General features: G+C 67.7%; 20 protein-coding genes. 12 read left to right on the forward strand and 8 right to left on the reverse strand.

What is annotated here, in order from left to right:
- The first annotated feature begins 50 nt into the window (after positions 1–50).
- Positions 51–1,673, forward strand: a complete 1,623-nt coding sequence (locus BM436_RS29350) for a DUF5597 domain-containing protein (RefSeq protein WP_093559515.1) — start codon at positions 51–53, stop codon at positions 1,671–1,673.
- 158 nt (positions 1,674–1,831) lie between these two features.
- Positions 1,832–2,743 (forward strand): GntR family transcriptional regulator, encoded by a 912-nt coding sequence (locus BM436_RS29355; RefSeq protein WP_093559481.1) that lies wholly within the window; start codon positions 1,832–1,834, stop codon positions 2,741–2,743.
- Between the two features lie 19 nt (positions 2,744–2,762).
- On the opposite strand, the gene BM436_RS29360 is transcribed toward BM436_RS29355, so the two are convergent.
- The 4 genes from BM436_RS29360 to BM436_RS29375 all read right to left on the reverse strand — a co-directional run bounded on the left by BM436_RS29360 (position 2,763) and on the right by BM436_RS29375 (position 10,456).
- A complete protein-coding gene (locus BM436_RS29360; RefSeq protein ID WP_093559483.1) occupies positions 2,763–4,439 on the reverse strand; it encodes a sodium:solute symporter family transporter in 1,677 nt (558 codons plus the stop codon).
- A gap of 197 nt (positions 4,440–4,636) precedes the next feature.
- Entirely contained in the window at positions 4,637–7,762 is a 3,126-nt protein-coding gene (locus tag BM436_RS29365) for a TonB-dependent receptor (protein ID WP_093559485.1), read from the reverse strand.
- A gap of 75 nt (positions 7,763–7,837) precedes the next feature.
- Positions 7,838–9,130: a hypothetical protein gene (locus tag BM436_RS29370; RefSeq protein WP_093559487.1), complete on the reverse strand. Its 1,293-nt coding sequence runs from the start codon at positions 9,128–9,130 to the stop codon at positions 7,838–7,840.
- Between the two features lie 417 nt (positions 9,131–9,547).
- A complete protein-coding gene (locus BM436_RS29375) occupies positions 9,548–10,456 on the reverse strand; it encodes an alpha/beta hydrolase (RefSeq protein ID WP_093559489.1) in 909 nt (302 codons plus the stop codon).
- Between the two features lie 348 nt (positions 10,457–10,804).
- On the opposite strand from BM436_RS29375, the gene BM436_RS29380 reads away from it, so the two are divergent.
- From BM436_RS29380 to BM436_RS29415, 8 genes are all read left to right on the forward strand, one after another.
- Positions 10,805–13,285, forward strand: coding sequence for a cellulose binding domain-containing protein (locus BM436_RS29380; RefSeq protein WP_177307600.1), 2,481 nt, complete (start codon positions 10,805–10,807; stop codon positions 13,283–13,285).
- 48 nt (positions 13,286–13,333) lie between these two features.
- Positions 13,334–13,939 (forward strand): PEP-CTERM sorting domain-containing protein, encoded by a 606-nt coding sequence (locus tag BM436_RS29385; protein ID WP_093559491.1) that lies wholly within the window; start codon positions 13,334–13,336, stop codon positions 13,937–13,939.
- Positions 13,940–14,128: 189 nt separating this feature from the next.
- On the forward strand, positions 14,129–14,917 hold the full coding sequence (locus BM436_RS29390; protein ID WP_093559493.1) for an SDR family oxidoreductase: 789 nt from the start codon (positions 14,129–14,131) through the stop codon (positions 14,915–14,917).
- 54 nt (positions 14,918–14,971) lie between these two features.
- A complete protein-coding gene (locus tag BM436_RS29395; RefSeq protein ID WP_093559495.1) occupies positions 14,972–16,219 on the forward strand; it encodes a styrene monooxygenase/indole monooxygenase family protein in 1,248 nt (415 codons plus the stop codon).
- Between the two features lie 19 nt (positions 16,220–16,238).
- The gene (locus BM436_RS29400; RefSeq protein WP_093559517.1) at positions 16,239–16,790 is read left to right on the forward strand and encodes a flavin reductase family protein; all 552 of its coding nucleotides are present in this window, start codon (positions 16,239–16,241) and stop codon (positions 16,788–16,790) included.
- Positions 16,791–16,833: 43 nt separating this feature from the next.
- The gene (locus BM436_RS29405; RefSeq protein ID WP_093559497.1) at positions 16,834–17,616 is read left to right on the forward strand and encodes a cyclase family protein; all 783 of its coding nucleotides are present in this window, start codon (positions 16,834–16,836) and stop codon (positions 17,614–17,616) included.
- Positions 17,617–17,636: 20 nt separating this feature from the next.
- A complete protein-coding gene (locus BM436_RS29410) occupies positions 17,637–19,226 on the forward strand; it encodes a phytoene desaturase family protein (protein WP_259741446.1) in 1,590 nt (529 codons plus the stop codon).
- Between the two features lie 111 nt (positions 19,227–19,337).
- Entirely contained in the window at positions 19,338–20,231 is an 894-nt protein-coding gene (locus BM436_RS29415; RefSeq protein ID WP_371859688.1) for a SphA family protein, read from the forward strand.
- A gap of 18 nt (positions 20,232–20,249) precedes the next feature.
- Here BM436_RS29415 and BM436_RS29420 read toward each other — a convergent pair whose 3' ends face one another.
- The 3 genes from BM436_RS29420 to BM436_RS29430 form a co-directional block, all read right to left on the reverse strand.
- Complete coding sequence (locus BM436_RS29420) at positions 20,250–21,251, reverse strand: AraC family transcriptional regulator (protein ID WP_093559499.1); 1,002 nt, start codon at positions 21,249–21,251, stop codon at positions 20,250–20,252.
- Positions 21,252–21,335: 84 nt separating this feature from the next.
- Positions 21,336–22,850, reverse strand: coding sequence for a methyl-accepting chemotaxis protein (locus BM436_RS29425; protein ID WP_218164955.1), 1,515 nt, complete (start codon positions 22,848–22,850; stop codon positions 21,336–21,338).
- Positions 22,851–22,972: 122 nt separating this feature from the next.
- Positions 22,973–25,315, reverse strand: coding sequence for a bifunctional salicylyl-CoA 5-hydroxylase/oxidoreductase (locus BM436_RS29430; protein ID WP_093559503.1), 2,343 nt, complete (start codon positions 25,313–25,315; stop codon positions 22,973–22,975).
- Between the two features lie 226 nt (positions 25,316–25,541).
- On the opposite strand from BM436_RS29430, the gene BM436_RS29435 reads away from it, so the two are divergent.
- Both BM436_RS29435 and BM436_RS29440 read left to right on the forward strand, forming a co-directional pair.
- Positions 25,542–25,991: an acyl-CoA thioesterase gene (locus BM436_RS29435; protein ID WP_093559505.1), complete on the forward strand. Its 450-nt coding sequence runs from the start codon at positions 25,542–25,544 to the stop codon at positions 25,989–25,991.
- Positions 25,988–26,611 carry a flavin reductase family protein gene (locus BM436_RS29440; protein ID WP_093559507.1) on the forward strand — a complete coding sequence of 208 codons (624 nt, stop codon included), beginning with the start codon at positions 25,988–25,990 and terminating at the stop codon, positions 26,609–26,611. Before BM436_RS29435 ends, BM436_RS29440 begins: the two co-directional genes overlap by 4 nt.
- 198 nt (positions 26,612–26,809) lie before the next feature.
- On the opposite strand, the gene BM436_RS29445 is transcribed toward BM436_RS29440, so the two are convergent.
- The coding region (locus BM436_RS29445; protein WP_177307602.1) for a transposase at positions 26,810–26,982 on the reverse strand (173 nt) is incomplete at its 5' end.

Below are 26,982 nucleotides of genomic sequence, written 5' to 3' on the forward strand. Positions count from 1 at the left end.
AACTCTTTACCATGAAAAAAACCACCAGCCCCCTTTGGGCAATGATGTGCATGATCGCCCTGACGGGGGCGCCCGTCGACAGCAGGGCCGCCGCGCCCATTCCCCATCTCGTCGAGAAGGACGGCCGCTACGCGCTGATCGTCGACGGCAAGCCCTTCACCATGCTCGGCGTGCAGGCGCACAACTCGAGCAACTATCCCGGCGCGCTGCCCGAGGTCTGGGCCGCCGTCAAGGACGCCCACGCCAACACGCTCGAGATCCCGGTGGCCTGGGAACAGATCGAGCCGGTCGAGGGCAAGTTCGATTTCAGCTACGTCGACACGCTCGTGGAGCAGGCGCGCCGCAACAAGGTGCGCCTGGTGCTGCTGTGGTTCGGCACCACGAAGAACACCAGCCCGGCCTACACGCCCGAGTGGGTCAAGTTCGACAACGCGCGCTTCCCGCGCATGATCGACAAGGACGGCAAGGTGGGTTATTGCCTGTCGCCGCACAGCGAGGAAACCCTGAAGGCGGACAAGCGCGCCTTCGTCGCCCTGATGGGCCACCTGAAGAAGATCGACGAGTCGCACCGCACCGTGATCATGGTGCAGGTTGAAAACGAGGCCGGCACCTACGGCAACCCGCGCGACTTCAGCCCCAAGGCCGAGGCGGCTTTCCGCCAGGCGGTGCCGCAAACGGTGCTGGCGCGCAAGAAGTCGCCGATTTCGGGCGCGGCCAGCGGCAACTGGTCCGAAGTCTACGGCGCCTATGGCGACGAGTACTTCCACGCCTACGCGATCGCCAGCTACATCGGCGAGATCGCCAAGGCCGGCCGCGCGGTCTACAACCTGCCCATGTACGTCAACGCGGCCCTGCGCGATCCGCTCGAGCCGATGGCGCCATGGAAGAACAACTTCGCCAGCGGCGGCCCCAGCCACGACGTGATCGACATCTACAAGGCGGCGGCGCCGGCCATCGACATCGCCGCGCCCGACCTCTACGCCTCGGAGTCCAGCCGCGTCTCGGCCAACCTGGAGCTGTTCCAGCGCCGCGACAACGCGCTGTTCGTGCCCGAGATGGGCAACTCGGCCATCTATTCGCGCTACGTGTACCAGATCCTGGGCCGCGGCGCGATCGGCGTGGCGCCGTTCGGCGTCGATTACGCCGACTACACCAACTATCCGCTGGGCTCCAAGCTGACGGACAAGACCATGGTCGAGCCCTTCGGCAAGATCTACGCGACCTTCCGTCCGATGGCGCAGCTGTGGGCGGGCTGGGCCCTGGAGGGCCGCACCGGCGGCATCGCCGAGAGCGACGCGCGCACGCCGCAGACGCTGTCGTTCAAGGACTGGAACGTCACGGTGTCCTTCCGCCAGTGGCAGCTGGGCGAGCAGCCCGAGAAGCCGGACATGAAGGATATCCCGCCCGGCACCGAAACGCCGTCGGGCGGCGTCGCGGTGGCGCAGATCGGCGACAACGAGTTCGTCGTGGTCGGGCAGCACGCCCGCGTCAAGATCGGCCCCACCGGCGCCAACGCCGGCAAGTCGACCCTGTACGCCCGCGTCGAGGAGGGCCGGTTCGACGAGTCCGGCAAATGGGTGATGACGCGCAACTGGAACGGCGACCAGGCCGACCACGGCCTCAATCTGACGGGCCGCCCGGCGGTCCTGAAGATCAGGATGGGCAGCTACTGATGTTGGCTTAGTCTTGCCGCGCGACCGGTTCCGGTCGCGCATGAACACCCCGCCTCCGGAACCGCCGCCCGCCCCAGGGCGGCGGCGGGGACACGGCATGCTGTAAAATGCGCCCGTGTCCCTTGTTATGATCGCCTATCCGGCGACTTCCGATTCCCATGGCCCGACCTCCCACCGTCTTCAAGCGTAGCGCCAACCTGCTGCTCGAGCATATCGCGATCAGTGTCTCCATCGGGGACCAGCTGCCCACGGAGCAGCAGATGGCCGAGCTCGGCGGGGGTAGCCGCACGGCGATACGCAGCGCGCTGGCCTATTTCCACACGCAGGGACTGATCAACGACCTGAAGGATCGCCGCCTGCTGCGCAAGCCCCTGCGCGGGGATTACTTCGACATCGCCGATTTGCAGTCCGGCTCGGACCGGGTCCGGGAAGTGCTGATGGAGCGCATCTACCACAGCGACCTGCCGCCGGGGGCCGAATTCTCGGAGGCGGAACTGGCGCGCGCGGCGGGGGTCAGCACGATCAGCGTGCGCGAGTTCATGATCGAATTTTCACGGTATGGATTGATCGAGAAGAAGCCGCATGGCGGCTGGCGCCTGTGCGCCTTCGACCGTTCGTTCGCGATGGAGGTGGCCGACGTGCGCCAGATGTTCGAATTCGCCGCCATCGAGCGCTTCGGCACGCTGCCGCCGGGGGACCCGGCCTACGCGGTGTTGAGGGAGTTGATCGAGCGGCACGAGCAGCTGGGGCCGGTCATGCCGGCGCGCCACAAGGATTTTCCGGCGCTGGACCGCGACTTCCACACCTTCCTGATCGGCCTGTTGAACAACCGTTTCGCGCGGGGATTTTACGACATCGTGTCGCTGGTGTTCCACTACCACTACCAGTGGGACAAGGGCTCGGAGATGGCGCGCAACCAGTACGCGGCGCACGAGCACCTGGAGATACTGCGCGCCTTGGCGCGGCGCGACATCCCGGGCGCGCTGGACGCGATGCGCGTCCATTTGAGTTCCGCCCGCAGCACGCTGCTGCAAGCGATCCGTATCAGGGAACTGGGGCACGCCGCCTAGGCGGCCCCGTCTTTCCTTCCTACCACCAGGCGCCGTAGATCGTCGCCAGCGCCACGCCGATGACGGCCGAGCCGAAGGCGAAGGCGCCGTCGACGCGGAACAGCGAGGTGTCGATATGCAGGTGCTTGGTCGCGCCGTCGCGCTTGGCCTCGGCCATCTTGCTGATCAGCACCATGCCGGCGATGACGAAGAAGAACACGATGAACATGCGGTCCAGGAAGGGGATCTCGGCCACGCCGGCCTCGGTCGCCTTGGCGAAGCCGATCGGCGCCAGGAAGGACAGGTCCACCAGCGATGGCAGGAACTTGAGCACGATGGAGCCGGCCAGGCCGCCGACGGTGGCGAACATGGCCGCGCCGGCGGTGGTTTTCTTCCAGAAGAAGCCCATCAGGAACATGGCCAGGATGCCGGGCGAGACGAAGCCGGTGTATTCCTGGATGTACTGGAAGCCGCCTTTCTTGTCGATGCCCAGCATCGGCGCGATCAGCACGGCCAGCGCCATGGACACCACCACGCTGAGGCGGCCGATCCACACCATGCGCTGTTCGTTGGCTTCCTTGTTGAAGTTCTTTTTGTACAGGTCGAGCGTGAAGATGGTGGCGATGCTGTTGGCCTTGCCGGCCAGCGACGCGACCACGGCGGCCGTCAGCGCGGCGAAGGCGATGCCCTTCAGGCCCGATGGCAGCAGGTTGAGCAGGACGGGATAGGCGCGGTCCGGATTGACTTCGCCGCCATGCTGCATGGCGGTGCCCAGCGCGCCGGACTGGTCCAGCACATACGCGGCAATGCCCGGCAGCACCACGATGACCGGCATCAGCAGTTTCAGGAAGGCCGCGAACAGCAGGCCCTTGCGCGCGGTGGGCAGGTCGGCGCCCAGGGCGCGCTGCGTGATGTACTGGTTGCAGCCCCAGTAGTTCAGGTTGACGATCCACATGCCGCCCAGCAGCACGGACAGGCCGGGCAGGTCCATGTAGTTCGGATTGTCGCGCTTGAGCACCATCTCGAAGTGGCCGCCCGCGCGCACGAACAGTTCGGAGAAGCCCGCCAGCGCGCCTTGCTTGCCCGCCAGCGTCGCCACCATGTCCAGCGCCAGCCAGGTCGTCACCAGGCCGCCGACGACCAGGCAGGTCACCTGCACCACGTCGGTGTAGCCGATCACCTTCATGCCGCCCAGCGTGATGATCGCGGCGAACACGGCCAGGAACAGCATGCACGGCAGCAGGGCGATGCCCGACAGGCTGCTGATCGCCAGCGCGCCCAGGTACAGGATGGAGGTCAGGTTGACCACCACGTACAGGCCGAGCCAGAACAGCGCCATGGTGGTGGCCACGGCCTTGCCGTAGCGCTGCTCGAGGAATTGCGGCATCGTGTAGATGCGGTTTTTCAGGTAGACCGGCATGAAGAACACGGCCACGATCACCAGCGTGGCGGCGGCCATCAGCTCATAGACGGCGATCGCCATGCCGATCTTGAAGCCGGAGCCGCTCATGCCGATGAACTGCTCGGCGGAGATGTTGGAGGCGATCAGCGAGGCGCCGATGGCCCACCAGGTGAGGGAGCCCTCGGCCAGGAAGTAGTCGTGCGAGGCCGAGCCGGACCCTTGTTGCTTGCGGCGGTAGACCCAGATGCCATAGCCGGACACCAGGATGAAATAGGTAAGGAAGACGATCACGTCGACGGTCGAGAATGTACTCATGGGTGCTCACGGTGAAGAGTTTGTATCTGGGCGGGCGACCCGGGGGCGCCCACCCGCTGCGCTCGCATTATTACCCAAGACCGCGCGCCGTAAACGCCCGGGCGCGCGGCTTGGGAAGAATCGTTCGCCGGGTTGGTGATTTTAGCAATCGGGCGCGCCGCGGGGGCGGCCCCGCGGCGGGGCCGCCTCGCGTTGCGTCAGAAGGCGTAACGCAGCGACACGCGGTAGCTGCGGCCCGGTTCGAACCAGGCGCGGCCCATGGTGCCGATGTGCTGCTGCTGCGTCTGCTTGATGACGGTGTCCGTCAGGTTGGTCGCCGACAGGTTGGCCGAGAGATTGTCGTTGAACTTGTAGTCGATGCCAAAGTCCAGCTGTCCCATCGCCTCCTGCCAGGTCGGCAAGCCCCAGCTCACGTCCTGCATGCCTTTGCGGGCGGGATCGGCGCTGGTGCCGTCGTCGCCCCTGGTGCCGTTCACCTGCACGCCTTGCAGGAATCGGCCGCGCCAGCTGTACGCCAGCCGCGCCGACAGCGGGCCCCTGTCGTACAGGAACGTCAAGTTGTAGGCGTTCTTGGACAGGTACATGATGGGCAACGAGGTGAACGGCAGCCCGTTGGTGTCGCAGCCATACAGGTTCAATGAGCTGTTGTTGAACGATCCGACGGCGGGGCAGTACTTCAGGTCGAACGGGTGGTCGAGCGTCTGCTTGCTCTTGATATAGGTGTAGTTCGCGGAAACGCCGAAGCCCTTGGCCCAGTCGGGCAGCAGCCCCTTGAGCGCAGGCACGTGATCCAGGTAGGTCTGGCCGGCGATTTCCGCGCCGCTCACCGAGCCGCTGGCGGCGTTGGTCGGCGCCGTGATCAGGAAGCTTTGCGGATTGCCGTCCAGGGAGTTGTAGCTGCGGGTGAAGGCCGACTGCAGGACGATGTCGCGCACCTGCTTGTGGAACAGGCCCAAGGTCAGCGACGAGCCGCTGCCCGGGTACCACTCGAGCGTCAGGTCATAGCTGTTGGCCCTGACCGGCTTGAGGTTGGCGTTGCCGTCGTCGCGGCCGCTGTAGCTGATGTTCTGTACGCCGCCACCCGAGGGGGCGTCCTTGATGTTCTGGCTCAGCACGATGTACTCGTTCAGCTGGTTGAAGCCCGGCCGGTACATCGATTGCGCGAACGCGAAGCGCGCTTGCACCTTGTCCGTCAGGTCCGTCTTCAAATTGAGGCTGGGCAGGACGTTGACGTAGGTGTGCTCGACGTTCAGCGGGTCGTCGATCTCGCCGAACAGCGGAATCTCCGGCCGCGGCGCGCTGCCGTAATTCGGCTTGAACACCGTGTGGCCGTGGGCCGTCGTCTGGGTGCGGACCACCCGCACACCGAGGTTGCCCTCGACGGGGAAACGCAACTCGTCGAAGCCGAAGCGCGTCGACACGTAGGCGGCCTGCGTCTTCTCCTGCTGGCGGCTGGTCCTGGACGGATCGCCATCGTAGGTCAGCGGTGTCCAGGCGCTACCTGCGGTCGAGCAGTCGTTGTTGCTGCCGAAGGCCGTATTGCCGTCCTGGCACAGCAGCTTGAGCGCCTGCGACGCCTGCTGGTAGGCGGCGGGATAATCCCTGGTGAACTCCATGGACGGCATGACCAGGGCCGGTACCTGGCCGACCTTGCCGTTGAAGAAGTTGGCGAAATCAGCCATGGTGGTGGACGTCAGGGCCGCGTAGCGCGGATCCTTCAGGTAGCCGAAGGTGGCGCGGCTCTGCCAGTTTTGGCCATCGGTCGAGTTGGGCAGCCGGCCCGGCACGGAAGTCTGCTTGACACTCCAGGGCTCGGCGAAGCTGAACCACTCGCTGCCGCCGGCCTTGACGCGGTTCGCGCTGCGGTCGGTCAGCCGCAGGCCGAAGCGCAGGTCCCGCAGCACCGGATCGTCGAACTTGTACTTGACGTCCGCTTTCCAGGCGTACAGGTCGCCGTTCGCCTTGTCCATGCCTGGCATCACATGGTCCAGGTAGTAGTTGCCCGGATTGGCCAGGAAATCGCGCGCCGCCTGGTTGAAGCCGATGTTCACCGGCGCGCGCGTGAGGTCGATGTCCATGCTGGGCACGTACGTGACCAGGGCCATGTTGCTGCCCATGCTACGGTTCGTCGAATGCACCCACTGCAGGTCGTTCTGCAGCGACCAGCGGTCGTTGATGGTCCACTTGGTGTTCCAGGCGATCTCCCGCGTCTGCGAGCGCCGTTCGTTGAATCCGGTGTTGGTGTTGAAGTTCAGGCCGCCGGCCGCGAAGTTGTTCGCCCCCAGGCCGCCGAAGGGATAGGTGTACGTGGCCGATTGCAACACGCCGTTGGCGTTGAACACGGGGTTGACGAGCTTGGACCTGTACGCGTTCTCCACCCCCGTGTACAGCGCGTACTCTTCGTTGCTATCCTTGTAGCCCGAGTGGAAATAGGTGAGGGACGACTCGACGTTATCCTTCTTCCACTGCAGCGCGCCGTACACGCCGGCGCGCTCCGTCTCGCCCGAATTGCTGCGCCACGAGGCGGACTTGGGCACCCAGACGGTCTGGCCGTCCACGATGTCGGTGCGCGGGAAATAGGCGTCCAACTGGATCGTGTCGTTGCGGGTGGTGCTGCGGTTGTAGGACAAATCCAGCAACGCGCCGACCTGCCCGATGGAGGTGTCCCAGCGCTTCGAGTACAGGCCCGACACGCCGGGCGATTTTTTGCTGCCCAGCACGTTGTAGTTGCCGTTCGCGGTGAGCGCGAATTTGCCGCTCTTGTAGTCGAAGGGCAGCGCGGTGCGCAAGTCCACCTGGCCGCTGACGCCGCCTTCGATCAGTTCGGCGGGCGGGTTCTTGTGGATGATCACCGCCGACATCAACTCCGGCGGCACGTCGCCCCAGCTCAACTCGCGGCCCCCGGCGGAGAACGCCTCGCGCCCGTTCAGCGTGGACGATCCCCACGACAGGCCGCGGATCGAGACGCCGGAGCCCTCGACGGAGAAGTGCTCGGGGTCGCCGCGCGAGCGGTTGCGGTCGATCATGACGCCCGAGACGCGCTGCAGCACCTCGGTGATCGACTTGTCGGGCAGCTTGCCGGCCTCCTCGGCGACCACCGCCTCGACGATCTCCTCCGAGTACTGCTTGATCTTGGTCGCCGATTGCATCGCCGCGCGCTGGCCGGTCACGACGATCGTCTGTGTCGTATCGGCGCCTTGCTCGGCCCCGCCCGCGCCGCCCGGCGCCTGGGCGGCCGTTTGCGCGTACGCCGCGCCGCCCCAGATCAGCGCCGCTTGCGCCACCGCGACGGACAGCGCCGTTCTCTTGATATGTCTCCGCATTTCTTACTCTCCTGTAGAAAGACTTCCCCACGGCCCGCCGCTCGCAGCGATGGCGTGGGAATGATGTGTTCGTGCTTATTGCAGGGTGATGCCGCCGCTCAGCGTGATCACCGTTGGGTACGTCGGGCTGGCGGCCGACGGGCTCAATACCGTGGTGTTGATCTGCGCGGCCTCGATCTTGACCTTCACGACCGGATAGCTGGCCAGCTCCTTGGCCGGGTTCAGGCCCGCCAGGTCGCAGGAGTCGCCGAACGCCGTGAAGCTAGCCAGCTGCAGCTCGTACTTCTGCACCGCCGCGCTCTTCGGCGTGAAGGTCGTGTTCAGGGCGACATTGCAGGCGCTGTTGTTGTTGGAAGGCTTGTTGGCGAAGTGGCCGAGCACCAGCGTGACCTTCATGTCCTTGCCCGCGCCGCTGAACCATTCGGCGTTTTGTCCCAGGTTGAACTTCAGCGTGGTCTGCTTGTCGACCTGCGGGCCGGTCATCGTGTTGCCGGTCGTGCTGATGCTGCCGACACCGGGCGCCAGGAATTCGAGACCGGCGTAGCCGCCGATCCAGCCGTCGTTGTTGACGTGCTTGGGGTCCTTGGTCTGGATCAGGTACTGGAAGCTGAGGCTGTCGCCGCCGGCGCCGACGGTGCTGGCGCACCAGTTCGGATCGCTGCACCACCAGCCGTCGATGTTGCTGCCGGCGAAGGTGCTAAGCGTGCCGCCTTCCTTGGTCGCCGTCGCCGACGCATAGCCGGACAACAAGGTCAGCACGGGCGGCGGGGCGTCGCCCACGGTGAACGCGACCATCACCGGCAGCGCCGGCGCGTAGTCGTTGTTGCCTTCCTGCGACGCGGTGATCGCGCACTGGCCCTTCGACACCAGCGTCAGCGCGGCGCCGCTGACCGTGCAGACCTCGGGCGTGATGGAGGCCAGGCTGACCGCCAGGCCCGAATCGGACGTGGCGGCCAGCGCGGACGGCTTGCCGTTGATCGCCTGGAAGCCGGGCGATTCGAAGGCGATGGCCTGGACGTGCTTGAGCACCTTGAACAGCTGTTGCGACGACGCGGACGCGTAGGTGGCGTCGCCGGTCTGGGTGGCCGTGACCGAACATTCGCCCGGTTTGACCGGCACCAGCTTGCCGTCGGCAACGGTGCACGTTTGCGGCGTGTTCGACGCGAAGGTGACGGGCAGTTCCGACGAGGCCGTCGCGACCAGCGCCGCGGGCGCGGTCGCCAGATAGCGCGCGCCCGGATACGGGAAGTCGACCGACTGGAATTTGCTTCCCGACGCGCCGCCGCCGTTGCCGCCGCCACCGCCACCGCCGCAGGCGCTCAGCAGCGTAATGCAGGCCAGACCGATGGCCGAAACCTGGAATCTCATCGCTTGTCTCCTCATGATTTTGTTCCTTTCTGATGCGTTTGTTTTACATTGCTTGCCGCCGGCCTCGCCGATGACAAGGGAAAATTTGCCGGATGGATGGCGTCCCGCTGCCGCCGCGCGCCGCCGGCCGGATGGGCTGCTTCTTCCGATTGATGAATCAGTGGATCGCCGACGATCACCGCGTGGGCGTGGGATGGGCCGAACCGAGGACACGGGACCTTGGGTGTCCCGATGGTTTTAGTGTGTGCATTTCTCTCCCGACTAGTTTTTATTGCATGGTCAGCGACTGTCACCGCCATGCTTTGAGGCCATTATGCTGACGGCGGATTCACGCGGCAATTGCGAAAAAAACCAACGCAACACATGAAATTCCGCACGGCGGGCGGGGGGGCGCGCGGCCTTGCGCGTCAAGGCTTGTCACTGGATCAGTTTGCGGTCGCGCAGCCATTCCTCGGCGCGCCGGGGCCAGTTCGACGCGGTGCCCTGGCCCGCGCGCATCGCCATGCCATGGCCGCCGCGTTCGAAGATCATCAATTCGGCCGGCACGCGGGCGCGGGTCAGGGCCTGGAAGAACAGGATGCTGTTGTCGGCCGGCACCAGGCCGTCGTCCTGCGAATGGATCAGCAGGGTCGGCGGCGTCGCCGCGCCGACTTGTTTGTCGAGCGACATCAACTCCACCAGCTCCGGCGGCGCCTCCGCGCCCAGCAGGGCTTGGCGCGAGCCCATGTGGGCGACCGGCGGCGACATCGAGATCACGGGATACATCAGCATCGCGAAGTCGGGGCGCGCGCTGACCGCGTCGAGGGCGTCGCCGCCGCGGCCGGACGGATGGTTGAACAGCGTGGCGGCGCTGGCCGCCAGGTGGCCGCCCGCCGAACTGCCCATGACGCCGATGCGGTCCGGCGCCACCCCGTATTTCCCTGCCTGCGAACGCACCAGACGGATGGCGTGCAACACGTCCTGCAAGGGCGCCGGATGGCCGTAGCCGGACAGCCGGTATTTGAGCACGAAGGCGGTGACGCCCAGGCTGGACAGCCATTGCGCGTACTGATGGCCCTCACGGGTGTAGGACAGGAATTCGTAGCCGCCGCCCGGACAAATGACGACCGCCGTGCCGGACTGGCGGTCGTAGGCCGCGGGATAGACCGCCAGCGTGGGCAGGCTGACGTTGCTGATGCGTTCATCGTCGAGGCGCTCCGGCCCGGACACCCGCTTCGCGCGCGGCCCGCCATCCGGCACGCCACCGGCCCACAGTGTCACAACGCTGCTCTGGGCGAGCGCGCCGGTCGCGGCGAGGAGCAGCGCGGCGAGAGTCCATGATTTCATTTTGCCTGTTTCCTTTTATCGTTTAAGCCCATCATCCAATCCCCGATCTTTGCAGACTCGCCATCGCGCCACAATTGCGAAAATCACTTGGCCACCGAACGATTTGCCGTAAGCGCCATGCGGGACCGCCGCGCGGCCATCGGCGCGGCTGATTTCGTTCGCGACGCCCGTCATTTTCACAATTGCGGCACGCGTCGCCGGCTCGCACAATTCAACGCCAGAACATGTGCGCGTGCTTCCAAATCCATTTGAAGACGAAGTGTTCTGGGCAGGCGCCGCCATAAAGCGTCCGGACGCGGGCCGGTTCGCCCGAAATTTAAAAAATAGCAATAGGGGGATATGATGATTTTGAAACCAATTTGTGCGCTGCTGTCCGCGGCGCTGTTGCTGGCGCCTTCCGCGCGGGCGGAAACCTATAAATGGGATTCCATGGCCATGGGCAGCGGCGGCTATGTGACGGGTGTGATTCCCAGTAAATCCGAACGCGGCATGTTCTATGCGCGCACCGACGTCGGCGGCGCCTATCGCTGGGACAAACACAATGAGCGCTGGGTGCCGCTGCTGGATTGGCTGTCCGAAGCGAACCTTGGCTATATGGGCGTGGAATCGATCGCGGTCGATCCCAAGAACGCCGCCAATATCTACTTGATGACCGGCACCCCGTATTTTAGTTTCGGCAAGAGCGCCATCCTGCGTTCCACCGATTATGGCCGCAGCTTCGACATCGTTGACGTCACGTCGCACTTCCAGGTCCACGGCAACGGCTGGGGACGCGGAAATGGCGAAAAGCTGCAGATCGACCCGGGCGACAGCCGCGTACTGTACGCCGGTTCCCGCGGCAACGGCCTGTTCAGGAGCACGGACGCCGGCGCGACCTGGACCCGCCTGGAGTCCCTGCCGGTGACGTCGACCGCGAATGGCAATGGCATCAGCTTCGTACTGCTCGATCCGACCAGCGTCGACGGCGGCCCCGCCCAGCGCATCTTCGTCGGCGTGTCGCGCCTGGATTCGGCCGGCCCCAACCTGTATTTCAGCTATGACGGCGGCGAAACCTTCGAGCCGGTGGAGGGCGGTCCGGCCGGCTTGATGCCGCAGCGCGCCGTGATGTCGCCGGACGGCCAGTTGTACCTCACCTACGCCAACGGCGCCGGTCCCGGCAAAACCGGTGACGGGGAGCCGATGGATCGCGGCCAGATCTGGGAATACGATGCCGCCGGCGGTAACTGGACCGACATTACCCCGGCCAGCATGATCGGCAGCTACGGCGGCTTCGGCGGCATCAGCATCGACCCGGCCGATCCCCGGCATCTGGTGGCGTCCACCATTAACACCTGGAAACCGCAGGCCGGCCAATGGGGCGACCGCATTTTCACCACGCGCGACGCCGGCCGCACATGGGTGGATGTGATCGAGCGCGGTTTCGCGAAGGACCCGAAAGGGAAAAGCTATATCAACAACTACTCCATGCACTGGACCGCCGACGTGGAGTTCGATCCGTTCGACACCAAGAGCGCCTGGGTTACCTCCGGCAATGGGGTGTTCCGCACCACCAATATCGACGCGCCGACCACCACCTGGGCGTTCGAAACGGCTGGCATGGAAGAGACCGTGAACTTTTCCGTGCTGAGCTTGCCCAACGGGCAACTGATCACTGCGACCGGCGACGTCGGCGGTTTCCTGCTGAACGACCCGGCGCAATATGGCCAGCACGTGACCCCCGATATGTCCATCGTTACCGACGTGGCCGGCAGCGGCGACGGCTCCGTGCTGGCGCGTGTCGGCGACAGGATTTTCTATTCCACCAACAGTGGCGCCAGCTGGACCCAATCGGCCGTGATCATGGGCAGCTGGGGCGATCTCGCGCTGTCCACCGACGGCCAGGTGCTGCTGCACAGCCCGGAGCACGGGACCACCACCTACCGCTCCACCGACTTTGGCACCAACTGGACCATCGTGAGCGGCCTGAATGTGCTCAATGCGCACCCGGTGGCGGACCCGGTCAACCCCCTGAAGTTCTACGCCTACGACAACGTCAACGGGCGCATGCTGGTGAGCCACGACCGCGGCGTTTCCTTCGCCCCGCAAGGGACTTTGCCTGCCGGCGGCGCGCGCAAGATCGTCGCCACCCCCGGCATCGAGGGCGACCTGTGGGCCTGCGCGGGCGGCGGACTGTTGCACACCGCCGACGGCGGCGCGACCTTCAGCAAGATCGCCGCCGTCGCCGATTGCAGTGCCGTCGGGGTGGGCAAGGCGGCGCCGGACGCCAGCTACCCCACGCTTTACATCTGGGGCACGGTGGGCAGCACGCATGGCATGTTGCGCTCCACCGACAAGGGCTTGACTTGGGTGCGCGTGAATGACGATGCCCACCAGTACGGGGGCATCAAAGCCGGGATGTTCGTCACTGGCGACCTGCACACCTACGGCAGGGTGTATATGAGCTCCCCGGGCCGGGGCATCGTGTACGGCAGCACGGCGGGCGAGACCGGCGACGTGATCGTCACGGCCGCCGTCCCAACGCAGCAGCCGCTCAACAAGTGCGAATACGTGATCACCAACCCCTGGTGGGGCGGCCACGTCGCCGAGATCCGCATCACCAACAACCGCGCCAGCGCCATCAACGGCTGGACGGTCAATTGGACCTACAGCGAGAACTCGACGGTTGATGTCTTCTGGAACGCGAATGTGTCGGGCGCCACGCCGAACTACACGGCCTCCGGTACTTGGAACTCTTACATCGCCCCCGGCGCGACCGCCAGCTTTGGCCTGGTTGCAGGCAATTACAACGCTGCGGCGGCACCGGCCGTCACCGGCGACGCCTGCAACTGATTTTGACCGGAGGCGCCCGCGCGCCTCCCCACCATACAAGAGGACATCATGAAAAACTTTCTGATCGGCTTGATCGCCAGTGCCGGCCTGCTGCTCGCTTCTGCCACCCACGCCACCGTGATCAATTTCGACGATCTGAACGCGGGGGGCAAACTGGCCGGCATCAACAAAGCCAGCCCCACTCCCTACGCCGGCTTCACCTGGGGCGGCAACATGTTCCTGGGCGACACTTCCGTGGCCGGTTACGGCAACGCCGCGCACTCGGGCACCAAGTTTCTGAGCAACGGCTTCGGCGCCAACAACCTGCTGACCATGAGCAGCCTGGATCCCTTCAATTTCGCCGGCGCCTGGTTCGCCACCCCCGGCACCAACGGCGCCAAGGCCAGCTGGGTCAACATCAGCGCGTATGACAGCGCGAACCAGCTGATCGGCAGCACCGGCAACATGTCCATCACGTCCAACTACGCCTTCATCGCCGCCAGCTTCAGCAATGTTGCGCGCCTGAGCATCACGCGCGACAAGGGCTGGTTCGTCATGGACGACCTGTCCTTCAGCCGGGCCGGCGACGTGCCCGAACCGGCCAGCATCGCGCTGACGGGGCTGGGCGTGGCCGCCCTGGCTTGGGCGCGGCGGCGCGGACCTCGCCGGGCCTGACAACGACCGCGACAGCTGGGGCGGTCTAACTGTCGAATAGCGGCCCCCGGCTGGCTGGCCCATTGGAGGCGGGCGCCCGGCGAAGAACAATCTCCTGCGCATTGCGGATAGGCCGCGCAGAATCCGGCTAGTCCCCTCGTGGCGATGATTTGATAATTGAATCGTCATCCAACCACGAGGAGAAGGGCCATGAAAGGCTTGAAGGGCAAGACGGCGATCGTCACCGGCGGCGCCACCATGATAGGCGCGGCGGTGGTGGAGGTGCTCAGGCAGGCCGGCGTCCGGGTCGCCGTGTTCGACATCGACGCCGCCGGCGCCGCCCGCGCGGTGGCGCGCGATCCGGAAACCACGCGCGGCTGGCTGGTCGACATCACTGACGACCAGCAAGTGCTGGACGCCGTTGGCGGCGTGGCGGCCCATTTCGGCGGAATCGACTTCCTCGTCAACCTGGCTTGCACCTATACCGACGGCGGCGCCGACGCCGTCCGCGCCGACTGGCGCCAGGCGCTGGACGTGAATCTGGTCAGCGCCGTGATGATGGCGCGCGCCGTGCGCGCCGAGATGGTCAAGGCCGGCGGCGGCGCCATCGTCAACTTCACCAGCATCTCGTCCAGCGTCGCGCAAACCGGCCGCTGGCTCTACCCCGTCTCCAAGGCCGCGCTGCTGCAGGTCACGCGCAGCATGGCCATGGATCTGGCCGCCGACAAGATCCGCGTCAATTCCGTTTCCCCGGGCTGGACCTGGAGCCGCCTGATGGACGAACTCACCGGCGGCGACCGCGAAAAAACCGATCGCGTGGCCGCCAGCTATCACCTGCTGGGGCGCGTCGGCGATCCGGAAGAGGTGGCCCAGGTGGTGGCCTTCCTGCTGTCGGACCTGGCCAGCTTCGTCACCGGCGCCGACTACGCGGTCGACGGCGGCTATTCGGCCATGGGCCCGGAGCAGGCCGTCCCCGCGATTCCCCGTCTGATGCAGTAAGCGGTACGCCGCCCGGCGCCCCGTCCAAAAAACGATAACTTGAGGAGATATGATATGCGCAGCATAGCGATTGTAGGTGGCGGGCAGGCCGGTCTGCCCTTGGCCCTGGGCCTGCTGGAGCAGGGCTACCGGGTGACCGTGGCGACCAACCGCGCGCCGGACGATATCCGCGCCGGCAAGGTGATGTCCAGCCAATGCATGTTCGACCAGTCGCTGCGGATAGAGCGGGACCTCGGCCTGAACCTGTGGGAGGCGCAATGCCCGACCGTGGACGGCATCGCGCTCGCGGTGCCGCATCCGGAGCGGCCAGGCGCCAAGGCCATCGACTGGAGCGCGCGGCTCGACAAGCCGGCGCAGGCCGTGGACCAGCGCATCAAGATGCCGGCCTGGATGGAACTGTTCGAACAGCGCGGCGGCAAGCTGCTGTTCGAGGATGTCGGCGTGGCCGAACTGGAGCGCATGGCCGTCGAATACGACCTGGTGATCCTGGCCGCCGGCAAGGGCGAGGTGGTCAAGCTGTTCGAGCGCGACGCCGCCCGTTCGGCCTTCGACAAGCCCATGCGCGCCCTGGCGCTGACCTATGTGACCGGCATGGCGCCGCAACCGGACCACAGCCGCGTGGCCTTCAACCTGATGCCCGGTATCGGCGAGTATTTCTCCTTCCCCGCGCTGACCACCAGCGGTCCCTGCGAGATCATGGTGTTCGAGGGCGTGCCGGGCGGCCCGATGGATTGCTGGCGCGACGTGCGTTCGCCGCAGGCGCATTTGGCGCAAAGCCTGGATCTGCTCAAGACCTATTTGCCCTGGGAGGCGGAGCGCGCGCGCCACGCCGAACTGACGGACGCCAATGGCATCCTGGCCGGCAGCTTCGCGCCCACGATCCGCAAACCGGTGCTGACCCTGCCGTCCGGGCGTATCGTGTTCGGCCTGGGCGACGCGGTCACCGTCAACGATCCGATCACGGGCCAGGGCGCGAACAACGCCACCAAGGCGGCCAAGGTGTACCTGGACGCCATCCTGGCGCACGGCGAACAGGCCTATACCCGCGAGTGGATGGAGCGGACGTTCGAACGCTTCTGGGACTATGCCCGGCACGTGGTCGCCTGGACCAATACGCTGCTCACGCCGCCACCGCCGCACATCCTGGCGTTGCTGGGCGCCGCCGGCCAATGCCCGCCGCTGGCCAGCGCCATCGCCAATGGCTTCGACCATCCGCCCCGCTTTTTCCCATGGTGGACCGATCCGGTCGCGTGCCAGCAATTCATTCACGCCAAGATGACCGGCGAAGCCGTTCTGCTCTGAAGGGGAAGCCATGTCCACCATGATCGATACCGGCGCCGCCGCGCTGCACGCCACGAAGGCGATGGAGGCCGCGCGCCACGGCGACGTGCCGCTCGACACCCGCGCCCTGCGCAACGCCCTGGGCAGCTACCCGACCGGGGTCGCCATCGTCACCACCCGCCTGCCCGGCGGCCGGCCGGTGGGGCTGACCATCAATTCCTTCGCCTCGCTGTCGCTGGAACCGCCGCTGGTGCTGTGGAGCCTGGTCAAACGCTCGCCCAGCCTGGAGGCCTTCGCCGGCTGCGCCCACTTCAGCATCAATGTGCTGGCGGCCGGACAGGCGGACCTGGCGCGCAGCTTCGCCAGTTCCGCCGTGCCGGACAAGTTCGCCCACGTCGCCGCCCACGACAGCCCGGAAGGCGTGCCCTTGATGCCCGGCAGCCTGGCCAGCTTCGTGTGCGCCAGCGAGCAGGTGCTGGACGGCGGCGACCATACGCTGTTCATCGGCCGCGTGCTGCGCTACCACACCGGCGAGGGCGAGCCCGCCGTGTTCCACCGCGGCCAGTTCACCCTGCTTCAGACGGCGTGCTGACCATGGCCACGTTCGAACAACCACGCCCAACGGAGACCACACAATGAATGCCCCACCCCTGACACAACTGGCCGAGGCGCTGGCCGGCGGCGCGCTCGCCATCGTCGACCTGACGCAGACGCTCAGCCCGGAGACGCCGGTGTTGCAACTGCCGGAGCGGTTCGGCCAGTGCGCGCCGTTCAAGCTCGAAGAGGTGTCGCGCTACGACGAGCGCGGCCCGGCCTGGTACTGGAACAACTTCTCGTGCAACGAGCACACCGGCACCCACTTCGACGCGCCGGTGCACTGGGTCACCGGCAAGGACTTGCCGGACAACGCCACCGACACCATTCCGCCGGCCGACTTCCTGGCGCCGGCCTGCGTGATCGACTGCAGCGCCGAGTGCGGGCGGGACGACGACTTCCTGCTCACCATCCCGTTCGTGGAGGCCTGGGAACACGAGCACGGCCGCATTCCGCCCCGCTCCTGGGTGCTGATGCGCAGCGACTGGTCGCGCCGCGCCATGCCGGAGGCCTACCTCAACCTGCGCGAGGATGGCATGCACACGCCGGGTCCGGACGCCACCCTGGTGCGGTGGCTGGTGGAACAGCGCGACGTGCTGGGTTTCGGCGTGGAGGCCATCGGCACCGACGCCGGCCAGGCGCACGGCTTCCAGCCGCAATACCCCTGTCATTACCACATGCACGGCAACAGCCGCTACGGCCTGCAGTGCCTGGCCAACCTGGACCAGCTGCCGCCCCAGGGCGCGCTGCTGTTCGCCGCGCCGCTGAAGATCAAGGGCGGCTCCGGCAGCCCGCTGCGCGTTATCGCGCTGGTGGCGCGCTGATCGTGGGCGGGGAGAACGCCGTGAACCAAGCACCCACCGATGTGGTGATCGTCGGCAGTGGCATCAACTCGCTGATGTGCGCGGCGTTGCTGGCCAAGCGCGGCAAGTCCGTGCTGGTCCTGGAACGCAACGCCGTCGCGGGGGGCTGCATACGCACCGAGGAACTGTTCCCCGGCTACCGGCACGACCTGCTCTCGTCCTGGTATCCCTTGTTCGTCGGCAGTCCGGGCTACGCCGAACTGAAGGACGAGTTGCGCGAGGCCGGGCTGGAATTCGTCCAGTGCGGCTACAGCACCGGCGTGGTGATGCCGGACGGCCGTTCGCTGGCGCTGAAGCAGGACCTCGCCGACACGGTGCGAAGGCTGGACCGGCTGGCCCCCGGCGATGGCGCCGCCTTCGGCGACATGGCGCAGCGCCTGTTCGGCGTGGACGCCGCGCTCACCTTCGGCCTGCTGGGCAACAACCCCTACGGCGCGCGGGTGGCGTGGCTGCTGCTGCGCGAATGGCGCAAACGCGGCATGGAAGGCATGGCCGCCTTCGCCGCCGACGCGCTGGAGAACTTCCGCCGCTGGGCCGAGCGCACTTTCCGCTCCGACTTCACCCGCGCGCTGATCGCGCCGTGGGTGCTGCACACGGGGCTGGGACCGGACGAGGCCAGTTCCGCGCTGATCGGCAAGGTCACCTTCGCCGCCGTGGTCGCGGGCGGCATGCCGGTGGTGCGCGGCGGCGGCGGCAACATCGTCGCCGCGCTGCTGCGGGTGATCGAGCGCCACGGCGGGCGGGTGCTGACCGGGGTCGACGTCGAGCGCGTGCTGACGGCGCGCGGCGCCGCCACGGGCGTGCTGGCCGGCGGCCAGGTCTATCCGGCGCGGCGGGCGGTGGTTTGCAACGTGACGCCGCCGCAGCTGTACGGCCGCTTGCTGCCGGACGCGCCGGCGCCGCTGCGCGAGCGCGCGGCCGCCTACCGCTTCGGGCGCGGCTGCATGCAACTGCATTTCGCCCTGAGCGCGCCGGCGCCGTGGCGCGATCCGGAATTGCTGAAGGTGCCGCTGGTGCACCTGACCGAGAGCATGGAGAACGTTTGCGCCGCAGTGGTGGAGGCCAACAACGGGCTGCTGCCGCGCCACGCCACGCTGGGCATAGGACAGCCGACGGCGGCGGACCCGTCGCGGGCGCCCCCGGGCGGCTGGATCCTGTGGATACAAATGCAGGAACTGCCCAGCCGCCTGCGGGGCGACGCGCTGGGCGAGATCGCCGTGCCGGACGACGGCCGCTGGAACGAGGCGGTGCGCGAGGCCGTGGCGGACCGGGTCCAGGCGCGCCTGGAGGCCGTGATGCCGGGGCTGTCCAAACTGATCGTCGGCCGCAAAGCGTATTCGCCGGCCGACCTGGAGGGCATGAACTGCAACCTGGTCGGCGGCGATCCGTACTCCGGCGTCTGTTCGCCGGACCAGTTCTTCTGGCTGCGCCCCTTCGGACCTTCGTCGGGGGCGCGGGGCCACCGCGCCGGCTACCGCCGGCTGTTCCAGATCGGCGCCTCCACCCATCCCGGCCCCGGGCTGGGCGCCGGTTCCGGCTACATGGTGGCGCAGCGGCTGGCGCCACGCTGATTTCAACCGGCGCCGGCGTGCGGCCGGACGCATTCCCGGGCGCGCGCACGCCAGGCGGTTCCGCGCCCGATCCATACCAACTATAAGGCCCTAGCGGGCCGGGAGCCAACATTGAAACCACTATTTGCAAGCAGCCGCGCCATCCTGGCGCTCGGCGTGTCGTTCGCCTGCGCGGCCGCATCGGCCACCGAGGGCGGCGGCCTGGGCGTCTATCCCGACGGACTGGAAAATTTCATGGCCGGGGCCTTGCCGCCGCCGGGCCTGTACGGCATGGCCTACGCCGGCCGCGCCGGGTATGACACGGTGCGCGACGGTGGCGGCAACCGCGTTCCCGTCCCCAACTTCAAGGTCGAGGCCGGGGTGCTGGCGCCGCGGCTGATCTGGGTCACCGGCCGGACGGTGCTGGGCGGCCAGCTGGCGCTGCACGCGGTCGCGCCGCTGCTGGACGTGGACTTCCGCGCCGGCGCGGGCCGCTGGAAGAGCAGCGGCCTGGGCGACATCACCCTGGGCGCCGCGCTCGGCTACCACGCGTCGCCCAGCCTGCACTACCTGTTCGCGCTGGACGTGTACGCGCCCACCGGCCGCTACGACCGCGCCGACCCCTCCAGCCTCGGCAAGAACATCTGGACCTTGCAGCCGGTCGCCGCGCTGACGTATGCGCAGCCGCGGGGGCTGAACGGGGACGTGAAGCTCATGGTTGACATCAACCGCCGCAACGGCGACACGGACACCCGCTCCGGCCAGGCGCTGCACGCCGACTACGCGCTGGGCTGGGGCTTCGGCAATGGCTGGGTGGCCGGGCTGGGCGGCCATGTGTTCCGCCAGGTCGCCGATGACAGCGGCCCGCTGGCGGCGGGCAGGGCGCGCGCCCATGGCATCGGCCCCACGCTCAAATACGACAGCGGGCGTGGCTGGTTCCTGACCGTCAAATATGAACGCGAACACGGCGTCCGCAACCGTCCGCAGGGCCGTCAGTTCTATCTGAAGGCGGTGATGCCGCTGTAAGGACGCCGGGCGTGCGGGCTATCCGCGCCGCACGCTCTGGCTGGGGCTTTCGCCGAAGCGCTGCTTGTACTCGATGCTGAAGCGGCCCAGGTGGCCGAAGCCCCAGCGCATGGCGACGTTGGCGATATTGCTGTCCGGTTCATTGAGCAGCGTCTGGCGAGCGCCATCCAGGCGCAGGTTGCGCAGGTATTGCAGCGGGCTCACGCCGCAATAGTCGCGGAAGCCCGCGTACAGGCTGCGCAGGCTCACGCCCGCGATCAGGGCCAGCTGGTCGGCGTTGACCGGCTCGCTGGCGTGTTCGCGCAGGTAATCCTGCACCCGCCGCACATGGCGCGGCAACACGGCGGTGCAGCGCGCCGGCTTCACGTCGCCGAGATTGTGCGGCTGCGCCGCCACCAGGGTGGACACCACCAGTTGTTCGATCTGCGCCACCATCAGGCGGTATTGCACGGCGTCGAAGGGGTGGTTGGCGCAGTCGTTGAGATAAAACAGCAGGCAGCGCCAGGGCGCGCTATCGCGCCAGGGGAAGGCCAACTGGAAACGCACCGCCTCCGGTTCGCCGCGGCCGGTGCGGGCGCCGACGGCGCGTTCCACCAACTGGCGGTCTATGCGCACCATCAACTGGTCGCAGTCCGCGCTCCAGCGCATCACGGTCGATTCGGTGGGGCTGATCACGGACGCCACGTCGGGATCGGACTCCACCTGCTGGCCGCCGCTGGCGATGTGCGCGTGGCCGGCCAGCGGCATCTGGATAAGGTAGAAATCATCCAGGGAACCCGGTTCGATGTCGACGTCCGCGCCGTATTTGAGGCGGTTGAGCGACACGCCGCCGAAAGCCATGTGGTGCATGCGCGAGTTGAGTTGCTGGGAACCGCCGTGGACATGCAGGTCGTGCGGCTTCATCACCTGGGCGACCAGGGCGCGCGTCTGCGCCAGGTCGCGCGAGGCGAACAACTGGCGCTCGGGGGCGTTGATCAGGGCGCCGGACAGGCCCGGCGTCGGGTAAGGGCCACTGGACATCGTCTTTCTCCTGCAGCGGGCCGCGCGGGCGGCGCCGGGCCATATTGGGGATATTCTACGCTCAAGCGGGCGCGGTGGGCGCGATCAGCAGTGAAACACCGCCACGGCGCCGCGCAAGGCGCCGGCCTGGCCCGCCAGGGCGCTGGCGGTGACGGCGAGCCGCTCCACCTGCGCCGCGTTGCGCTGTGTCGCCTGGTCCATATGCGCGACGGCCTGGCTCAGTTGGGCGATGCCGCCGCTTTGCTCGGCCGAGGCGGCGCTGATGCCGCCGCCCAGGTCGGACACCAGCCGCGCCGCCTGAACCACTTCCTCCATCTTGCCCGCCGCGTCCGCGCCCAGTCTTCCGGCATCGGCGATCTGCGCCACCGTCTCCCGTATCAACAAGCCGATTTGCTCCGCGGCGGCGGCGCTGCGCTGGGCCAGCATGCGCACCTCCGTCGCCACCACCGCGAAACCGCGCCCTTGCTCGCCGGCGCGCGCCGCTTCCACGGCGGCGTTCAAGGCCAGGATATTGGTCTGGAGCGCCACCCCGTTGATCTCGCCGATGAATTCCGCGATGCTGGCGGCGCCCGCCGCCATGCCGTCTATCCGGCCCACCAGTTGCCGCACGGCGCCGCTGCCGGCGCCGGCCAACGCCGCCGTGTTGGCGGCCAGGCGGGTCGCCTCGCCGGCGCCGGCCGCGTTCTGGCGCACGGTGACGGCCAGTTGCGCCATCGTGGCGGCGGCTTCCTGCAGCGCCGCCGCCTGCTGTTCGGTTTGTGCCGACAGCCGCCGGTTGCCGTCATCGATCTCGCCCGCCGCCTCCGCCACCGACACGGCGCCGGAAGCGACCTGGCGCATCACCGCGCCCAGGCTTTGCCGCATGGCGTGCACGCTGCCGGACAGGCCGTCCAGGCTGTCGGCAGCGAAGCGCGGCGCCGTGGCGGGCCCGTCGCCCAAGTCGCCCGCGGTGACCTGGCGGCAAAGGTCGTGCGCCGATCGCAAGGGCAGCAGCGCGCGCCGCAGCCTCCAGCCCGCCGCCAGCTGGACCGCGAACAGCGCCCCCGCGCCCCACGCGGCGGCGGCGCCCGAATAGGGCAGGGCGCCCAGGCAGAGCAAGCCGGCGGCCGAGCAGGCCGCCATGGTCCCGGCGCGGGCGTGCAGCGGGCGCGCCGCCAGCGCCGCCAGCCAGCCGGATGGGCCGGGCAGGTGAATGGCGCCGCCGCGCAGCCGCGGCCCGCGCCCCGGCCGGGCCGCGCGCAGCCGGGAGTAGGCGTCCACGGCCAGCCGCAACGCCTGTTCCCCGGGCGCGCTGCGCACCGTGGTGTAGCCCGCCAGGCGTCCGTCGATGTGCAAGGGCGAGATGGTGGCGTGCGCCCAGAAGGAGGCGCCGTCCTTGCGGCGGTGGGCCATGACGCCGGACCAGACGCGGCCCGCTTTCAGCGTCGCCCAGATGTCGTCGAAGACGGCGGCCGGCGTGTCCGGATGGCGGAACAGTTCATTGGTCGCGCCCAGCAGCTCGGCCTCGTCGTAGCCGCTGACGTGGACGAAGGTCTGGTTGACGTAGCGGATCCGGCTCGCCAGGTCGGTGCGGGAGATCAGGTGCTGCCCGGGCTGCAAGCGGTATTCCCGGGCGGGACGTTGTTGACGGAGAGGGGATGGATGCGGGACGGACATGGCGTTGGTTCTACCTGTGTGGGGCGGCCGGACCCGGTGGCGCCGGGGCCGGCCGCGTGCTTCGGTCAACCCGGCTGGCCTGCCGGCCGGGCGCTGCGTGCGAGGTTGCTTTCGAACTGCTGGCGCGCCAGCACGTAGTTGGCGGGCCAGGGCTGCCCGCGGTAGCCCAGCGTGGCGGCGGCGCGCAGGGTCCAGGCCGGGTCGGCCAGGTGCGGGCGGCCCACGGCGCACAGGTCGGCGCGGCCGGCGGCGATGGCGCTGTTGACGTGGTCGGCCTCGAAGATGGCGCCCACGGCGATGGTCGGCACGCCGGCCTCGTTGCGGATGCGGTCCGAGAACGGCGTCTGGTACATGCGGCCGTAGACCGGTTTCTCGTCCGGGCTGACTTCGCCGGAGGAGCAGTCGATCAGGTCGGCCCCGGCCTCCTTGAATAGCCGCGCGATGGCGACCGCGTCGTCCGGCGTGGTGCCGCCGGCGGCCCAGTCGTGCGCCGAAATGCGCACCGAGATCGGCTTGTGGCGCGGCCACGCCTCGCGCACGGCGGCGAACACCAGCAGCGGGAAGCGCAGCCGGTTCTCCAGGCCGCCGCCGTATTCATCGCCGCGCCGGTTGGTCAGCGGGGAGATGAAGCTGGACAGCAGATAGCCATGCCCGCATTGCAGTTCCAGCCAATCGAAGCCGGCGTCGTCGGCGCGCCGCGCGGCGTCCACGAAGGCGCCGCACACGCGCGCCATGTCGTCCGTGTCCATCTCCCTCGGCGTGGCGGACACGCCGGACCGGTAGGGCAGGGCGGAGGCCGCGATCAGCGGCCAGCCGCCGGCCAGCGGTCGCAGGTCGCCGCGCTCGTCCGGGGCGCAGGCGCCGCGCGGGCCGGCGTGGCCCAGTTGCAGGCCGATCTTGGCGCCGGTGCGGGTGTGGACAAAATCGGCGATGCGGCCGAACGCGTCCCGCTGCGCGCCGTTCCACAAGCCCGGGCAGGCCGTCGTGACCACGCCGGCAGGTTCAACGGCGGTCATTTCCACCATCACCAGTCCCGCGCCGCCCATGGCGCGGGCGCCCAGGTGCGCCAGGTGGAAGTCGCCGGGGACGCCGTCGGCGCAGGCGTACATCAGCATGGGCGGCACCACCACCCGGTTGGGCAGCGTGGTCTCGCGCGCCGTGTAAGGGGTGAACATGGGCGGCACGCCGCCACGGCCGGCCAGCCACTGTTCCAAGCCCGCCACATAGCGCTCGTCGCGCAGGCGCAGGTTCTCGTGCGAGATGCGCTGCGAACGGGTCAGCATCGAATAGGCGAACTGTTCCGGCTCCAGCGTGGCGTAGCGCGCCACGTTCTCGAACCACTCGGTGGAGTTGCGCGCGGCGTTCTGTATCTTCAGCACTTCCACGCCGCGCACCGCGTCGTAGCGCCGGAGGGCCGCCGCCAGTTCCTCCGGCAGGCGTTCGGCCGCCACGCCTTCGCAGGCCGCCATGCAGCGCGACAGCTCGATCGCGTCCTCCAGCGCCAGTTTTGTGCCGGAGCCGATCGAGAAGTGCGCGGTGTGGGCGGCGTCGCCCATCAGCACCACGGGCACTTTGCGCGCGCCTTGCGGGGTGGCCAGGTCGTTCCAGTGCACCCAGCGCTGGCAGATCACGCGCGGGAAGCGTATCCAGTTGGCCGAGCCGCGCAAATGGGTGGCGTTGCTGATCAACGGATGGCCGTCCAGCCAGCGCGCGAACAGGCGTTCGCAATAGGCGATGCCTTCCTCCTGCGACATCTGCTCGATGCCGGCGGCGCGCCACACCTCCTCCGGCGCCTCGACGATGAAGGTGGAGGTGTCGGCGTCGAAGCGGTAGGCGTGGGCCTGGAACCAGCCATGCTCGGTCTCGGCGAAGGCGAAGGTGAAGGCGTCGAACAACTTGCGCGTGCCGAGCCAGACGAAGCGGCAGCGGCGCAGGTCGATGTCGGGCTGGAAGGTCTCGGCGTAGCGCGTGCGCACGCGGCTGTTCAGGCCATCGGAGGCGATCACCAGGTCGGCGCCGTATTCCAGGGCCAGCGCCTGGTCGTCCTGCGCGTCGGTCTCGAACACCAGGCGCACGCCCAGCTCCTCGCAGCGCGCCTGCAGGATGTTGAGCAGGCGCTTGCGGCCGATGCCGATGAAACCATGGCCGCCCGAGGTGATGGTGCGGTCGCGGAAATGCACGTCGATGTCGTCCCAGCGGTTGAACGCCGCGTAGATGGTCTCGGCGCTGACCGGGTCGGCCTCGCGCAGGTTGTCCATGGTGGCGTCGGAGAACACCACGCCCCAGCCGAAGGTGTCGTAGGGGCGGTTGCGCTCGATCACGGTGATCTCGTGCGCCGGATTGCGCAGCTTCATCAGCAGGCCGAAATACAGTCCGGCGGGGCCGCCGCCTATGCAGAGTATCTTCATTTTTGCACCTCGTTTGGGGGTTGTTGAAACTGCTTTAGGCTTCAAATATATGGCAAAAGAAAATTCGGTACAAGGCGAAAACGCCGGGTGCGCGCAGAAATAAGGACGGTCGATAACCGCTATGTTTTTGACCGATTTGACCGCCGCGGCGGGCCCCCTTTATGCTGTCCGGGCAGCCGAGATCCGGCCATCGCCATTCATTCATCCCCACGTTTAAGGCACGCCCATGAACCCCTCCGATACCGCCCAGCCCAATCTGTACCGCCAACGCGGCAAGGTGCGCTTTTCGCACTGCGACCCGGCCGGCATGGTGTTCTTTCCCCGCTACCTGTCGCAGCTGAACGACCTGGTGGAGGACTGGTTCGACGAGGCGCTCGGAATACGCTACGCGGACTTCATCGCCAAGCGTGGCCACGGGCTGCCGACGGTGAAGCTCGATTGCGAGTTCCTCTCGCCGGGCGTGTTCGGCGGCGAGATCGAGTGGCGCCTGTCCGTGCTGCGCATCGGCGGCAGTTCGATCACGTTGCAGGTCGAGGGCGTGGAGGACGGGGCGCCGCGCTTCCGCGTGCGCAGCGTGCTGGTGGCCACAGCGGTGCACCAGGGCGGCTCGGTCGCGCTGCCCGACGATCTGCGCGCCGCGCTGCTGCGCTTCCGTGGCCCGGAGTGCGCGCAATGACGGCGCAGGGCGCCGACGGCGCGCTGCGGCCCCAGGATTTCTACCGGCTGGCCAGCGCCGCCGTGCTGCCCCGTCCCATCGCCTGGATCAGCACCCGCGGCGCGGGCGGCGTGGCCAACCTGGCGCCGTTCTCGTTCTTCACCATCGCCAGCATCGATCCGCCCGTGCTGGCGTTCAGCCACGTCAACCGGCGTGACCGCATCGACAAGGACACCCTGGTCAATTTGCGCGAGGGCGGGGACTGCGTGGTGCACACGGTGGCCCACGCGATGGCCGAGGCCATGAACCAGAGCAGCGCGGAACTGCCGGCCGACTGCGACGAGTTCGTGCTGGCCGGGCTGGCCAGCGTCGCCAGCCGTTGTGTCGCGGCGCCCTCGCTGCGCGACGCGGCGGTGCGGTTTGAATGCAGGCTGCGCGAGATCGTCAGTTTCGGGCCGCAGGCGTTCGCCGGGCAACTGGTGCTGCTGGATGTGCTGCGGCTGGACGTGGACCGCTCGGTGCTCGACGCGCAAGGCGGGATCGACGCCGCGCGGCTGGATGTGATAGGCAAGCTGGCGGGGGACGCCTATTGCGACACCAGGGCGCCGTTCACGATGGCGCGGCCGGCGGCGCGGCGCTGAGTCGAGGCGCCCGCGCCTTGTTCCCCTAGCCCGGATATTTCATCAGTGAGTCTCTGCCCTGGCGAGATTCGGTGCAGAGGTGGCGAGGGTGCCCAGGTCGGCTGTTTTCGACGAGATTGAGGGGGAAATGGCAGCGCAAGACGCAATTTCCCCTACCCCCATTGTTTATAGCGTGCCGGGGACAGCACTTGTCATGCGCTATGGGGCCATTGCGCGAGCGGCGCTGATGAAGACGTGCTTGAGGGGATGCTGCGAGGCAAGCAGCACGCGCACGCGGCGGGTGTTGCGCACGATGGCCGCGCCGATTTTGAGCAGCTTGACGCGGATCGTCGCGGTGCAGGCTCGGGCCAGTTCGGTGCCGGCCAAGGCGA

Source organism: Pseudoduganella namucuonensis (assembly GCF_900116645.1).
Taxonomy (GTDB): domain Bacteria; phylum Pseudomonadota; class Gammaproteobacteria; order Burkholderiales; family Burkholderiaceae_D; genus Rugamonas; species Rugamonas namucuonensis.

What these genes read in the sequence shown, in the direction of transcription:
- BM436_RS29385 (WP_093559491.1), top strand. Translation starts at nt 13,334, where the DNA reads ATGAAAAACTTTCTGATCGGCTTGATCGCCAGTGCCGGCCTGCTGCTC.
- BM436_RS29390 (WP_093559493.1), top strand. Translation starts at nt 14,129, where the DNA reads ATGAAAGGCTTGAAGGGCAAGACGGCGATCGTCACCGGCGGCGCCACC.
- BM436_RS29355 (WP_093559481.1), top strand. Translation starts at nt 1,832, where the DNA reads ATGGCCCGACCTCCCACCGTCTTCAAGCGTAGCGCCAACCTGCTGCTC.
- BM436_RS29395 (WP_093559495.1), top strand. Translation starts at nt 14,972, where the DNA reads ATGCGCAGCATAGCGATTGTAGGTGGCGGGCAGGCCGGTCTGCCCTTG.
- BM436_RS29405 (WP_093559497.1), top strand. Translation starts at nt 16,834, where the DNA reads ATGAATGCCCCACCCCTGACACAACTGGCCGAGGCGCTGGCCGGCGGC.
- BM436_RS29365 (WP_093559485.1), bottom strand. Translation starts at nt 7,762, where the DNA reads ATGCGGAGACATATCAAGAGAACGGCGCTGTCCGTCGCGGTGGCGCAA.
- BM436_RS29435 (WP_093559505.1), top strand. Translation starts at nt 25,542, where the DNA reads ATGAACCCCTCCGATACCGCCCAGCCCAATCTGTACCGCCAACGCGGC.
- BM436_RS29375 (WP_093559489.1), bottom strand. Translation starts at nt 10,456, where the DNA reads ATGAAATCATGGACTCTCGCCGCGCTGCTCCTCGCCGCGACCGGCGCG.
- BM436_RS29400 (WP_093559517.1), top strand. Translation starts at nt 16,239, where the DNA reads ATGATCGATACCGGCGCCGCCGCGCTGCACGCCACGAAGGCGATGGAG.
- BM436_RS29350 (WP_093559515.1), top strand. Translation starts at nt 51, where the DNA reads ATGATCGCCCTGACGGGGGCGCCCGTCGACAGCAGGGCCGCCGCGCCC.
- BM436_RS29370 (WP_093559487.1), bottom strand. Translation starts at nt 9,130, where the DNA reads ATGAGATTCCAGGTTTCGGCCATCGGTCTGGCCTGCATTACGCTGCTG.
- BM436_RS29420 (WP_093559499.1), bottom strand. Translation starts at nt 21,251, where the DNA reads ATGTCCAGTGGCCCTTACCCGACGCCGGGCCTGTCCGGCGCCCTGATC.
- BM436_RS29440 (WP_093559507.1), top strand. Translation starts at nt 25,988, where the DNA reads ATGACGGCGCAGGGCGCCGACGGCGCGCTGCGGCCCCAGGATTTCTAC.
- BM436_RS29430 (WP_093559503.1), bottom strand. Translation starts at nt 25,315, where the DNA reads ATGAAGATACTCTGCATAGGCGGCGGCCCCGCCGGACTGTATTTCGGC.
- BM436_RS29360 (WP_093559483.1), bottom strand. Translation starts at nt 4,439, where the DNA reads ATGAGTACATTCTCGACCGTCGACGTGATCGTCTTCCTTACCTATTTC.